General features: G+C 33.4%; 12 protein-coding genes. 10 read left to right on the plus strand and 2 right to left on the minus strand.

Features of this window, described 5'->3' with window-relative positions:
* Positions 1-95: 95 nt before the first annotated feature.
* The 10 genes from HC728_RS09940 to HC728_RS09985 all read left to right on the plus strand — a co-directional run bounded on the left by HC728_RS09940 (position 96) and on the right by HC728_RS09985 (position 10,978).
* Positions 96-1,598, plus strand: coding sequence for a hypothetical protein (locus HC728_RS09940; RefSeq protein WP_190395388.1), 1,503 nt, complete (start codon positions 96-98; stop codon positions 1,596-1,598).
* Between the two features lie 43 nt (positions 1,599-1,641).
* Positions 1,642-2,265, plus strand: a complete 624-nt coding sequence (locus HC728_RS09945) for a hypothetical protein (RefSeq protein ID WP_190395389.1) — start codon at positions 1,642-1,644, stop codon at positions 2,263-2,265.
* A 142-nt stretch (positions 2,266-2,407) separates the two neighbouring features.
* Complete coding sequence (locus HC728_RS09950; protein WP_190395390.1) at positions 2,408-2,740, plus strand: Hpt domain-containing protein; 333 nt, start codon at positions 2,408-2,410, stop codon at positions 2,738-2,740.
* Positions 2,741-2,749: 9 nt separating this feature from the next.
* The gene (locus HC728_RS09955) at positions 2,750-5,071 is read left to right on the plus strand and encodes a hybrid sensor histidine kinase/response regulator (protein ID WP_190395391.1); all 2,322 of its coding nucleotides are present in this window, start codon (positions 2,750-2,752) and stop codon (positions 5,069-5,071) included.
* Positions 5,072-5,227: 156 nt separating this feature from the next.
* Positions 5,228-6,088 (plus strand): helix-turn-helix transcriptional regulator, encoded by an 861-nt coding sequence (locus HC728_RS09960; protein WP_190395392.1) that lies wholly within the window; start codon positions 5,228-5,230, stop codon positions 6,086-6,088.
* Positions 6,081-7,250, plus strand: coding sequence for an EAL domain-containing protein (locus HC728_RS09965; protein WP_190395393.1), 1,170 nt, complete (start codon positions 6,081-6,083; stop codon positions 7,248-7,250). Before HC728_RS09960 ends, HC728_RS09965 begins: the two co-directional genes overlap by 8 nt.
* A 170-nt stretch (positions 7,251-7,420) precedes the next feature.
* Positions 7,421-8,118 (plus strand): IS1 family transposase gene (locus HC728_RS09970; protein ID WP_190395394.1). Its coding sequence is split into 2 segments (ribosomal slippage): positions 7,421-7,670 and positions 7,670-8,118, totalling 699 coding nucleotides; the frame shifts between segments, so codons are not numbered across the junction.
* A gap of 350 nt (positions 8,119-8,468) precedes the next feature.
* Entirely contained in the window at positions 8,469-8,906 is a 438-nt protein-coding gene (locus tag HC728_RS09975) for a lipoprotein (protein WP_190395395.1), read from the plus strand.
* Between the two features lie 24 nt (positions 8,907-8,930).
* Positions 8,931-10,091, plus strand: coding sequence for an outer membrane beta-barrel protein (locus tag HC728_RS09980; protein WP_190395396.1), 1,161 nt, complete (start codon positions 8,931-8,933; stop codon positions 10,089-10,091).
* Between the two features lie 110 nt (positions 10,092-10,201).
* On the plus strand, positions 10,202-10,978 hold the full coding sequence (locus HC728_RS09985; protein WP_190395397.1) for a hypothetical protein: 777 nt from the start codon (positions 10,202-10,204) through the stop codon (positions 10,976-10,978).
* Positions 10,979-11,110: 132 nt separating this feature from the next.
* Here the strand turns inward: HC728_RS09985 and HC728_RS09990 are convergent, their stop codons facing one another.
* Both HC728_RS09990 and HC728_RS09995 read right to left on the minus strand, forming a co-directional pair.
* Complete coding sequence (locus HC728_RS09990) at positions 11,111-12,259, minus strand: anthrax toxin-like adenylyl cyclase domain-containing protein (protein ID WP_190395398.1); 1,149 nt, start codon at positions 12,257-12,259, stop codon at positions 11,111-11,113.
* Between the two features lie 22 nt (positions 12,260-12,281).
* Positions 12,282-13,487 (minus strand): hypothetical protein, encoded by a 1,206-nt coding sequence (locus HC728_RS09995; RefSeq protein WP_190395399.1) that lies wholly within the window; start codon positions 13,485-13,487, stop codon positions 12,282-12,284.
* Positions 13,488-13,523: the final 36 nt, after the last annotated feature.

Consider the following 13,523-nt stretch of genomic DNA (forward strand, 5'->3'; position numbering starts at 1 on the left):
GTCTGTATTTTTATTATTATGGTGTGCTCTTTGGACTGTTTTAATCTTATGTTGTAATTATTATACATCAAATATTTCAAAGGCCTTGTTCTAAAATGCGCTTATTTTTAATTTGTAGTTTGTCCCTATTGCTTTGTGCTTGTGATAAGCCAGAAGACAACTCATCTTCGGGGGGACCAATATCATTCGAGATTGATTCAAAATCTGTATCATTACCTTTAACTTGGATTGAACCACAGATTTTACCCCTTGATTACGTTCAAAATGGGGCAAGTAGCTCAATTCAACCCCCTACGTTAGTGGATTTAGATAGCATCACTTTAGATAATGGAGTTGTAATTAACGCAACGCCTTATTTAATATCTGAGTTGTATGTAAAAAAAGACTCCGTTACTAAATATATTAAGTTTGATACACCTATTCCTGCGTATTCGCAAAGCGAAATTGATCAGCGTTGGAGCGGTTCTGAAGTACTTAACTATACGCCCTTATCTAACCATCTATTTGAGTATGAATCTCAAACAGAAGATCCAAATCATCACCCAAATGCTGTACATTTTGATGCGCAACAACGTAATTTGGGTGAATTAATTCAAATTTATGATCGTTTTATGATAAATGCTCCTAGTACGTTAAGTGAAGTTGTGCAATTAATGAACCAAGAGTGTTATGTTAATGATTATTTCTCTCACTGTAATCAGTATAACGGTACCCCTGAAGAATACGCCTTAGATACGTACTTTGCTAAATCGGTCTCTGGGTTAACAATTAATCTTTGGGCAGATGATGAAGTATGGGGATTAGCTGAAAGACCGTCACTTGAATTAACCTCATCACAGCGTAGTGAGTCACTGCGTTTATGGATGAGTCCTAGTTTACTGAGTAATATGGAGAGTGATATTTATTCGACTTCTACAGATGCATGGCAAGGTTTTGTACATGAATTTTATCATAATCACGGCTTCGAACATGAGTCAGGTTGGCCTTCAGATCATGGTGTTGATGATATGTTTGGGGAGAAAGTCGTCAATGATTATCGAAACCGTATTGGTAATACGCTTATCTTGCCAGATATTTTGTTGAATAAAGAAAAAGTAGGTTTTGCAACCTATAGAATACAATTGCTTTCAGCATCTGATGCGCTGAGTGACATCAAGTTAAGGTTATTATCGACTCAACGACTTAATGCAAGGGTAAAAGAAGTATCAAGTTCGGAATTTTTAGTTGAGTTTGAAGTGTTACCAACGACGGATATTTATTTATCTGCTTATTCAGAAAAGTCACAACAAATGTCAAGTACGATATTGAATGATTTTGTGAAAGAAGTGACATCAGATACCGAGATACAAAGCTTTGATCAGAATATATCAACGTGGTTAGCTACGTATGATAAAGTCTTTGTTAGTATAAGAAATGGTGCATACTCAGGAAGTTTCACGTTACCAAGTGAAGGAGTAAGTAAGAATAAAGTGGTAGAGTTTGAATCAACGGCTAGTTACGATAGTAGAATTTATTATAATTCGCTTTCTGATATATTGAAGACTAACGAACGTTTATCTTATACTTTTAATGGTGTAGATTGGGAGCGTAATATTTAATGGCATCAGATTATCTAATATTTATATTAAATGTGAGGTTCGGATGAAGTTGACTTCTCAGGGTTTTAAAGGGCCTAAATTACCAATTTCATTGGATAATAATGGATTGCTCTTTAATAAGCCGAAAGCGGTGGTGGTTGTTTCTAAAGAAATAATAAATCATATTTATTGTGATTTGAAGTCTATACTTGGAGATGAGTTTGCGATTACGGGGAGTTGTGCCCTATTCTTACACGCTTTAAGTGTGAAAGTTGATTTTAGTAGAAATTTAAACGATATGGATTTTTTAGTTAAGAACTTCCTTCAAGTTGAGCGTAAACTGATATTAAGCAATAAATTTAATTATACAGCATCTTCTTTTAGTCAAGAGTATGGGTCGGGATGGATTCAGCATAAAGAAACTGGTTGTATTGTCGATATATTAGAGGATAACGGCAAGTTTGGTACATTAGAAGCATCTTCAATTATTGACAATAAACGAGTATGTTCTTTACTTTCTTTGTATAATAGCTTAGAAATTGCCTTAGCTAATGAATGGCTAATTGAAGGTAAAAAGAAAAGAGCAAATGACATTAAATTATTAAAGAAAATTGAAAGTTACGAAAATAGAAATTTTTCTATTTTAAAAATTAGTGAAATTCTCAAATCCAATAAAAACCAACTGTAGAGTCATTGCTCAATGCTTAACATAAAACTGTTTAGCCTTGTTGTTAGGTTAAACAGTTTTTTCGTTTCTTATCTATATATTTCTTTTTTGTAGTATGATGTTATATCATTCAAACTAAAATAAAGTTAAGTAAGGTTGGTTAATGAACAGTAATCAAGAGATAAGTTATATAGATAAACATGTGTTTTTGCTTACCACTGGTGTTGAATATTTATCAACAAAAGGAGAGCGATTCCGAGAGATAGCGAAGAAAGGTTTACTATCTATTCAATTGGAATTTAGGGAAGCGAGTGTCAGTAATGTGCTTTGTCTTCAACTTGTCCATAAATTAAAGGGCATCGTTTCTTCTGTTGGTGCTATTTATATCACAAGGATATGTATAAAAATAGAGCAATATAAAGAGGTGTTATGCCCTGCAAGTATATATGCACATCTTGATCTTTTACTTCAAAACTTGATTTCTTCTTTAGATTAAGGGGGTATTATGAAGATAAAAAATCGCCTTATAGTATTTAATGCTTGTTTTTTTATTATTTTTGTATCGCTATTCTCACTCTCATTGTTTACGTTAGTAAACGATACTTCCCAAAAACAGTTTGATAAAATAAAAGAAAGTGTAAATAAACATGATAGAGAGCTACTTAGTAACTTTTTAAAAGCGCAAAATGGGAATTTAGAGCGAGAGATTCATTTAATTTCTGAGAACATGCAACACATTACAGGTGATGTTTATAATCAATTTATTTTGAATGGAGGTTCATTTAATAATATTGCTGAAGAGTTGCTTAAAGAGATTCGTTATTCTAAAGGTTATATAAAAGAATTATCTATTATTAATGTAGAAAAAAATGAAAGGCATTTTCTTGAAAATGGGCGCTATAACGTTTCACCATATTTTTTTGAAGCAAGAAAGCTCACTAGCTATAAAGGTATTTATTTTAAAAAAGTAGTTAAAGGAAAGAGCATAGAAAAGTTTTTTTTGTACTCTTACATGGAGAATAATGGGTTATTAAGGTTTGAGTTAGATCTTGATTACTTAAGCCACTCTTTAGTGATTGATAATATAAACTCATCTGAAGATTATCAATACTTTTTAATGGATAAAAGTGGTTATTTAGTTGCTTATAACTACAATAAAAACATAACGGGACTACTTAATCGTTATGTGAAGTACGATGGAAAAGAAGAAACAGCTTTATCACATATGCTTTCACATGATTCTGGTTTTATCTCTGTTGATGACGGTAAAAATCAATTCCTTTTTTCGTTTTATAGGAGTAATGATACAGGACTCATTCTAATACTTTTTACACCGCAATCAATCACGATGAGTAACTTTTTAAATATTAAGGAATATATTTTAAAAACAGACAAACACCTGTTTGTTTATATTTTCTGTTTAAGCGTTATCTTGTTGTTTATATTTATTATTTTGCATACTTTAATCATAAATAATTTGACCTCCCCTCTTAAAAAATTAGTGAAACAGGCAAAAGCATTAAAGGCGCAAGATTATGAAAAATCAATGCTTGTGATTAAAAGTAATGGTGACGAGATAGAGGCGCTATCCAGTGCCTACAGTGAAGCAAGTAGCTCACTAAGAGATTTAATTGATGGGCTAGAAAATGAGATAGAAGAGAGAACTCGTCAATACGAGCAAGCCGTTAATGTCGCAAATGAAGCAAACAGGCAAAAATCAATACTATTGTCGAATGTTTCTCATGAGATAAGAACGCCACTAAATGCTGTAATTGGTTACGCGACCATGATGAAAAAAAGCAAATTTAACCATGAGCACTTTATAGATTCAATATTAACGTCAGGTGACACCATTCTTCAGTTGGTGAATGATTTTTTAGATTTAGAAAAGGTTAAAGCCAGTAATTACGTCTTGAAACCAACACATGTTCCCATCAATAAATTATTGAGTGATATTGAGAGTGTCTTTAAACCATTGTCCATGAAAAAAAACATAGGTTTTAAAGTCACTTTACTTGATATTGATAGTAACCGTTTGCTTTTCGTTGACGAGCTGCGCTTTAAACAAGCATTGACTAATATTATATCAAATGCGTTTAAATTTACGAAAGTAGGTAAAGTTGAGCTTAGGGTAGTTTTAGACTCCAAAGGTAAAACAATAAGTTTTGATATTATTGATACCGGTGTAGGGATACCAGAAAGTAAATTCTTAACCATTTTTAACAGTTTTGAACAAGTTAATAAAGAAGATGAAAATGAAGGTTTCGGTTTGGGGCTCGCTATTACAAAAACCATAGTGGATTTAATGAAAGGTGAGTTAACCGTGTCTAGCAAATTAGGTAAGGGTACTATTTTTAGACTGGTTTTTTCAAGTGACATGCTTAGAGAAGAGCAGAAGAATAATGCTGAGAAGGGAGGAGCTATAGTTGACTTTAAATATGATTTCAAAGGGACAAGAGCACTCATTGTGGATGACGTAGAGTTCAATAGAGAAATATTACAATTTCAATTGGAGTCACTTGGTGTATCTACTGTTATGGCTGACAGTGGGGAAAGTGCTTTGGCTATCTTTTCTAATAGTGATATTGATATTGATATTGTTTTTACTGACATATCAATGCCTGTTATGGGTGGCGTAGAGTTAGCCAAGCGGTTAAGAAGTACAGGGTCTACAGTGCCCATTGTTGCAGTAACAGCACGAGCAACTCTACAAGAAGAACTCCTAATGCGTTCGCATTTTGAATGCTATATTACAAAACCAATTAGTGAGGGTGATATCTTAACAGCGTTGAATTGCGCATTAAAATTTGGCTCTTGCGGCTGTTAACTTTTGCTTTATAGGGCTTTAAGTATAAGAATAGTCTTTAAAATTAAGTTGTTATAGCTTGTGGGCTTTTTATAAAAAGATAATATTAATGTGCCCTTAGCTTTTTTTGATTTATTAATTCAAAATTAGCCTATGTTTTAAAGTGCGAGAGCAAAAATGTTTGGTGAAATCATAAGAAATTTTCGGTTAAACAATGGGTTGTCACAAGCTGCTTTTGTTGAGCTTATTCAAAAAAGCAGTCGAAACTTCATGAACTTGGATGTCGTAACCTTAAGTCGCTGGGAAAGAGGTGTCACGAAACCACACCTTAGCAGAAAAAATGAATTGCTGAGTTTGCTTGGAATAAAGTTTCTTGATGTTTGGGGTAAAGATGATTACCGCAAAAACATAGGTAGTTTAATTAATAAGATTCATGTCGATGGGTATTTTGTTGAGAGAGAGTGCTCAGCGTTTGAGGTTGTTAAAATAAACGCGATGAATTCATTTGTTTTACCTGAGTTTTTACCTTTTCTAGAGCTCATTATTAAGTATGAAAAAAACATCATTTTTTCTCATTTTTTAAATGAAGGTCTTGAGATAAAAACGATTTTTGAAAAAGTGATTAATCAATATTTTGGTGAATTGATAATAGTCATGAGTAATGGCAGATTATTGGCTCATATTTTAAGTGTTGATTCATCAATAACAAATGATTTAAAGCAAAAGTATACTCACTTAGATTGTTTTAAAAATGAATTCATTTTAAGTATGAATTTAACGCATGAGGAGACGCTTGTTCCAACACTCGGGAAGAAATTATACAGTTATTTGTACAGTTCGAATCCCGAAAAAGTATTTTGTATCTATACCACAAGTAAAAGAATGTTTGACATATTAACAGGTTTGGGGTTTGAGTATAAAACGGTAAGCGCAGAGTTAATGAATGAAAAAGTACTGATAATGAATCAAGTATTGCTCAGAAACCAAAGAAACTTAATCGATATTATCTTAGAGTATAAGGCGATATATAATGAATAAGAAAATTTTAATTGTAGATGATGTAGAGCTGTCATTAGAGATATTGATGAATGTGATTTCAGATTTGGATGAAGAGGTATCTATTCATACATCAGTTAATGCGTATGACGCAAAAGATAAGATTAATAAAAATGAGTATGATCTTATTGTTATGGATATCATGATGCCAGATGGCGATGGTTTTGAATTATTAAACATCATGTCAGAGGCAAAGATTAGCTCTAAAATCATTATGTTATCAGGGCTGGATAAGAATATTCTGAGTTCAGCCAGTATGTTAGGCAAGTTGTATGAGTTAAATATTGTGGCTTCGCTTGAAAAACCATTCGTTGCAGAGGATATGTTATTGCTTATTCGAAACGAACTGAACTCTGGAAGTAAAAAAGAGGGGGTAAAGTCTTTAAAAGTACTAAGTGAAGATGATCATTATCCAATATGTTTAATGTATCAACCGCAAATTGACACAAGTACGGGGGGCGTTGTTGGTTTTGAAATTTTATCCCGCTGGTTAGATTCTGATGGTGCTTTGTTGCCTCCTAGCTCATTTTTGCCTTTAATTAATCAATTTAATAAACAAAAGAATTTCACTAAGCTTGTGTTGGAGCAGTTTGTAAAAGATTACTTGCAGTTTTTTTCTGGTGTAGATAAATCAATACGGTTCGCCATAAATATAGATCCTAATTTATTGGTAGATGATGATGTATCAAATTGTATTGTTGCTCTTAAAGAGTTTGGTGTGATGAACCCTATTGTTGTAGAGTTAACCGAAAATAATATAAGTGATGATATTCAAAAAGAGTTTTTAACAAGCGTTTTAAGGTTACGCTTGCAAGGTGTGGAATTATCTATTGACGATTTTGGGGTTGATTTCTCAAACGTAGATAGGGTTATTAAGTTGCCTATAAATGAGATTAAAGTAGATAAAAAAATAACAAAAGGCTTTCAATATAATGCAGACTATATGGATTATATAAAAAAAGTAGTGTCGTTAGCGAGCTCTAAAAATGCAAGAGTAGTATATGAAGGTGTTGAAACTCTTAAAGTTAAAAATTTACTTGAAGAGCATGAGGGTTATTACCAGCAAGGTTATTTTCATAGTGTTCCAATTCTGCCTAGTTTGTTACCGACGTATTTAATGAATAACAATGAAAATATGATGTAGATATTTAATGTAGAAGAGATTTGTTTATTATAGGCTTTAGTTATATAACTAAAGCCTTTTTTTGAAAGCTATTTTATATTATTTATTTTTATGTGTAGGTAGTTTTGGTCATGATGCCAACCAGTTGATTCCATGCTAAGATAAGAAACCATTCTTTCTAAACCTATTCTATGGCTACCATTAAAGTTAATTGCCGATTCTGTAATCAAACTACTCCTGTTCGTAAACATGGTACTGGCACTGCTGGCTTTCAGCGATTTCGATGTCTCGATTGTAAGCGTTCATTCCAATTAGACTATGCTTACGAAGCCTGGAAAGTCGGTGTAAAAGAAAAGATTGTTGATATGGCAATGAATAGCTCAGGCGTTAGAGATACAGGCCGTGTCTTAAAAGTCGGCTATAACACGGTATTACGCACTTTAAAAAACTCTCACCTAGGCAAATAACTACTATCCCCTTTGATGTCGCTAATATTAAATTGATATGTGAAGTTGATGAGCAATGGTCATTTGTTAGAAATAAGAAGAACCAACGTTGGCTCTGGTACGCATGGGAGCCAAGATATAAACGTGTTATTGCTCATGCCTTTGGAAAAAGAGATACAGAAACATTTAACGAGCTGCAAAGGCTGCTGTCAACGTTCACAATCCCATTTTACTGCACCGATAACTATAGCGTGTACTCAGCGAATCTACCGAAAGAGAAGCACATTATAGGAAAGATATACACACAGAGAATAGAAAGAACAAACCTGACGTTACGAACTCGGCTTAAGCGATTAGTGCGTAAAACAATAGGTTTTTCTAAAAGTGAAGAAATGCACGACAAGGTTATTGGAACGTTTATAGAGCGTGAGTATTATCTGTAATCAACAGATTGGCGTCATGACCGTAGTTTTTATATATTTCACTTACTGGCACTTTACTTTTATTTTATTTTAATTAGCCCTGTAATAAGTAGAATGCAATAGTTAATATTCAAGAATCAGATGTAATGGTTTAGGGTATTACTTATTTAAATAACTTCTCATTGAGTAGTTATGTAGTGTCTGAAGTTTGTAGCCATTACTTTAATTATTTATAAAACTGAATATTGGCATTTTAGGATGGGTTAATTTAAATAAGCCCTATTGCATGTTGAGTGAGTTTGTTAATATTCACAAAACTAATATAACGCTTCTAAAGTGTTGTTCGTTTATTTACTTTGATAAAGGTTGTTATGAAGAAATATATAGTACCTGCACTTTTGGTTATTGGTTTAACTGGGTGTAATTCTGAAGATATGTTCACTAGTAGTACGGTAGATCCAATCAATCCTATAATTCCAAGTGAGCCTGTTATTCTGAGAGTCTCTATGTCGCAAGATGAACCTAATGATAATGGCGTACTTGTTAATGATAACGTAACTGCAGAAGCAGAAGTTATAGGTGGGAATAGCAATGAAGTTATTTCATATTCATGGAAAATTAATGAAAGCGAAATTGTTGGGGAAACTGATCAAACTTATACGGTTAAAAATGCTGATTGGCCTAAAATATTAACTGTGTGTGCATCGGTGGGTGGAAACGATGAGGTCTGTACAGAAGAAGGGGAGGGGCTACGTGTTCTACCTCGTTATCCAGCTAGTGCAACAGGACCTGTGCAATTTGCATATTAATAGAGCAGAAAAGGTAGTGAGAAGATGAAAAAGACAGCTCTGTCACTGAGTGTATTGTGTGCTTTATTGAGTCACACAAATATGGTGCAAGCAGAAGAAGCCTCAAAGGCTGAGAAATCAACATTTGAAAATGGCTTTTTTATTGGTACAAAAACCAGTTATCAGCAATCGGTAGACAACAATTTAGATAATAGCCCCTCCTCTATTGGTTATGGTTTTTTTGGTGGTTATCAAATTAACAAAAACTGGAGTTGGGACCTGGGCTATCAATCGTTAGGTAAGTTAGAAACAGAAGATGTAGCGGTAGCTAATTCACTTATAGAGTCAGCATTCAAATACAATTACTTTTTTAATGAAAGTAAGTGGAGCGGTTATGGTCGTTTAGGTTTTGCGCGCTGGAATGTGACGAAGACCAGTATGGGAATAGAGGACAATGCTGATGGTTTTTCTCCGCTATTAGAAGTGGGTTTTGATTATGCATTAACATCTAACTGGGTAGGGAATGTAGGCTATCAATACATCAGTGGTATTGGTGATGATAATACAGGTCAAATGGACAGTCATGCATTGATGTTTGGTTTGAAATACCAATTTACAGGTAAGTCAAAGCAAAAAAATGAGACATTGGCAGAGCAGCAGCGTAAAGCGGAAGAAGCCGAACGACAACGTCAAGCGCGTGAAGCCGAGTTACAGCGCCAGGCGCAAAAAGCACAAGAGCAAAGCAAAGCAAATGAGGCAAAATTAAAGCGTCAAATTGAAGCGGAAAAGCAGAAGCGCCTGCAAGCAGAGCAAGCGTTAAAAAAAGCAAATCAATTAAATGAAGACGTTAAAGTTCTTGAGTCGAAAAAAATCACGGCGAAGTTTAATAGCGGCAGCAGTGTGCTTGCTAAAGAAGATAAACAAAAGCTACAACAAGACTTAAGTGAAGTTGGTGATTTAATGGGGCAGTTTCCGCAATCTAAAGTTTATGTTATTGGTCACACAGACAGCAGTGGCAGTGCAAAATATAACTTATGGATATCAGAGAAACGAGCTCAAACCATTTCAACAGAGCTACAAAAGCAAGGGGTAGCAAGTAACCGTATTACGGTAAAAGGCATGGGAGAGATGAGTGCGACAGGGGTAAATAACCCAGAAGACCGTCGAGTTGATTTAGTGATAACGTGTGATGATTGCATTAAGTAATGATTGAATGGGTAGCCGTTTTTCAATTGATTAACTACAGTAAATAAGAGTGCGATTAACCCAGAGTTAATAAGAGCAGTATAATTTAAGTAAAAAATAGGAATAAGAAAATGAAATTATTAAAAACAGCAATGTTAGTATCAATGCTTGCGCCAGTTGCAGTACAAGCAGCTGGTTGGCAACAATTTTATCATCCAGATGGTAGCTTATGGGAATTAACTGATTATCAGTCGCTTCAAGGAGCTTCCGTTACAGGTGACAAGACTGTAGATAGTGTTTTAACGCTGGAAGATACGTCAGGGAAGTTCCATGTATGGTTAAACATCAAAGCTTCAGCTTTTGAAATTGTTTCTGTAAGTATTGATGAAGATACGACAGTTCAAACAAAAACAGGTGTTCACCCATTTAGTTCTTCGGGGTTAACTAATGATACAATTATTAAAAATGGTGGTTGGAATGTAATTACTGGTGAGTCTTTCTTAATTAATAAGATTTATCATGGTGATAGCATTCTTTATGGCCATTCAAATTTTGACGGAGGGAATGTCGGGGAGCAGGTATTTTCTCCTTGGATAATTGATGCTAATCCTAATCCTACTGAGAGTTTAGATTTGGAGTATACAGGCAATAACTTTACTGACTGGTTAAAAATTATGAGCTGGAATGATATTGAACAGAGTTCCCTTTCTTGTGATAAAGCCGTTAATAGTGTTCAAGCGACTGCTGACGATGAACACATAAAAATACAGACCATGACGGGAGAAGCATATGTTCATGTTCTTCTTGATTGTATCATAGGCAGGCAAACGCTTAAAGGAGTATCAATCATAAATCATGATAATAGACAACCAACACTTGCAGATCAATGGGCTATTCCAGGTAGTTAATATAGGTGGGTATGTCCCTTCTGACTAATGGTAAGGGTCTAGCTTTAAAAGATAAAATTATTGAAAAAACTTTCAATGATAAAAAGTTAGTAGCGAGGTAATGCATTAAATATCTCGCTATTACTTCTGTTTTTATATTTCTTCAAATCCCCTCTTCGCACTTTGAAAAGAGGTTCTTTTTATATTTACTAACTCTTCTCCCCACGCCGCTGGGATATTGAAGTGATAATTAGCGTTTTTTATTGTTTGTATAAATTGAATCATGTCTTTTTTTTCAATAATTGTGAAGGCACCTTCATTATTATCGTTTATTGTACCAAAATTGCCTATTTTTCTGGGTAAGAAAAACATGGCAGGGTAGTTGTCATCGGGAGCCGTTTGGGGGTTTAGCGTATCTTCCCCATGTTGTATGACTGAGTGTTCAGCCCCTCTTAAACTATTGTTTATAATATCACTTAATCGGCTACTTCTTTGTGTATGAAACCCTTTTCTTTTTTGTTTTATGTTATTTTTTTTCGTTAAATGCTCAAGGGTTAATTTATTGTTGCTAAAGTCTGTGCGAGTTAAATCTTTAACGCCATAGTCACTAATATGAGGCGCAATAAGAAGTAGGTCGTAATCTGCAATTAACGGTTTTGGTGTTGTGTGATTGTTTGATAATACTTCGAGAGGCGCTAAGCTTTGATCTGGTTTTTTTTCATATAGAGTAAAATCACCTTTGCTACTTTCATGAGCTTCAAAGGTAAGTATATCATTAGTTAAAGTGCGAGATTGCAGTGTAAGTTTATTGTTATACCAGCAACGTTTAGTTATGTAGCCATTATCAGCGAGTTCATTAATTCTTTTTTTAGTTAAAATAAGTGTAGTTTTTGTTGCGTAACCAAACTGAATTGCTTCTTGTACTTGTTGGTTGAACTTTTTAACTTTTTCTTTCCCTTCTGGTTGGTGTATGTGTTTTTGTAGCTTGCTTAGCTCTTGCTTAATGGGAATAAACCCTAGCATTGGGCCAAAGTTTGATGATTTGGCTTTAATCTCTATCCCTTTTGTTGGGTAATTTTCTTCGAGAAGAGTGCTTAGCATTTTATGTATAGGCCTTATTCCAAAAATTACATTATTCTTCTTGGCTATTTGAGCTAATTTAATCACATGATTCATAGGTATTCCGCAATTACTATTGCTTAAAATGGAAATAAATGAATCGTTAGTAATGTCATAGCTGTTTGAATTTAAGTTTTTTTTGAGTGGAGCTGTTGTTTTTTTGTTGTATTGGTTTATTTTCATAAATTAAAAGTGGCTTATTTTATTATGCATATATTTTATAGTACGCACTGTCTTTTTTAAATGCATTCGCTTTATTTGTTCCTTCTATAAAAACACCACATATTTCAAGCCACCCAGGCATCACATCTATCGCTTTTTTATCTAGTTCATTAGTGCTTTTTATTCTTACGATGTTTAGTAATATATCTCCATTAACATTTAATTTAATCATAATTGGGTAGTCTTGCTCTGTTAGTCTTATTTTTTCTATTTTTGTTAGTAAGTTAATGTCATTTTTAATTATTTTTGACTGGGTTTTTAAGTTTTGCCAAGTAAAATCCTTACCTCCTTTTGAAATAGAATAGTTAACAAATGGTAGGTTTGAGTTACTCGGTATATATTGAAAATGAATCATATTTTTATCTGAACTTGTATTCATTGGGTTTTGAGTTATCATACCGCCAATGTCTGCATACTGTATTAAGTATTCAGCCATTTCTTTAATATATTTTGGTTTGTTTTTATATTCACCTTTAGTAAAAAGTTCTGTTTCTTTAATTTTAACTTTAGAACAATATTTTATAATCTTATTTATTTCTACTTTATTTATTGTATTATAGCCATTGTCATCATTGGATTTTCCTATTACAAGTTTTTTTATTCTGTCATCTTTACTTCTAAAGATAGTGAAGTCCTTTACTATTAATTTTTGTCCTTTAATGTAAGTTTTGGTTGGGATTACTTCTAAATATTTATGATTATTTAATAAAATACTCTTTGATCTATCATCATCATTTTTATAGAATTCATAAATAACCTTGGCATATTCTGTGTTGTTGTTTTTAGTGTTTATAATCTTACAAGGGTCTAAGCCATGTCTATCGTATGTATTTTTTATAAGGTGGTCCGTTACATTTTTTATATTCATCATTGTTGAATTTTGCTCTTTTCCAAATAATAACGAACAACAATGGGGACTTAGCAATTGTATTTGAAATTGTGAGTTTACTAAATCGTGACTTGATGTTGGTTGTAACATTTTTGCTATTTGGCTTGGACAAGTTCCTGGGACCTCTTCTAATGCTATATAGCTACTCTTTGATTTTGTCTCATATAGTTTAGCTACATGAGGGCTGTTTGTTTTTATTTTATAATGATTTTTTATTAAATCTTTTTTTGTGTTTAACCGAGAGCGTTGCTTGAGGTTTGTATTTGATTCTAAAATTTTAAAGTTCGCTCGTATTTTCATTTTGTCTGCCTGATTTGTTTTTAGGTATTCGAGCAT

Origin of the sequence: Aliivibrio sp. S10_S31 (assembly GCF_014694495.1) — a bacterium.
GTDB lineage: Bacteria > Pseudomonadota > Gammaproteobacteria > Enterobacterales > Vibrionaceae > Aliivibrio > Aliivibrio fischeri.

Coding starts and splice junctions, on each gene's coding strand:
- HC728_RS09940 (WP_190395388.1), top strand. CDS start 96: ATGCGCTTATTTTTAATTTGTAGTTTGTCCCTATTGCTTTGTGCTTGT.
- HC728_RS09945 (WP_190395389.1), top strand. CDS start 1,642: ATGAAGTTGACTTCTCAGGGTTTTAAAGGGCCTAAATTACCAATTTCA.
- HC728_RS09950 (WP_190395390.1), top strand. CDS start 2,408: ATGAACAGTAATCAAGAGATAAGTTATATAGATAAACATGTGTTTTTG.
- HC728_RS09955 (WP_190395391.1), top strand. CDS start 2,750: ATGAAGATAAAAAATCGCCTTATAGTATTTAATGCTTGTTTTTTTATT.
- HC728_RS09960 (WP_190395392.1), top strand. CDS start 5,228: ATGTTTGGTGAAATCATAAGAAATTTTCGGTTAAACAATGGGTTGTCA.
- HC728_RS09965 (WP_190395393.1), top strand. CDS start 6,081: ATGAATAAGAAAATTTTAATTGTAGATGATGTAGAGCTGTCATTAGAG.
- HC728_RS09975 (WP_190395395.1), top strand. CDS start 8,469: ATGAAGAAATATATAGTACCTGCACTTTTGGTTATTGGTTTAACTGGG.
- HC728_RS09980 (WP_190395396.1), top strand. CDS start 8,931: ATGAAAAAGACAGCTCTGTCACTGAGTGTATTGTGTGCTTTATTGAGT.
- HC728_RS09985 (WP_190395397.1), top strand. CDS start 10,202: ATGAAATTATTAAAAACAGCAATGTTAGTATCAATGCTTGCGCCAGTT.
- HC728_RS09990 (WP_190395398.1), bottom strand. CDS start 12,259: ATGAAAATAAACCAATACAACAAAAAAACAACAGCTCCACTCAAAAAA.
- HC728_RS09995 (WP_190395399.1), bottom strand. CDS start 13,487: ATGAAAATACGAGCGAACTTTAAAATTTTAGAATCAAATACAAACCTC.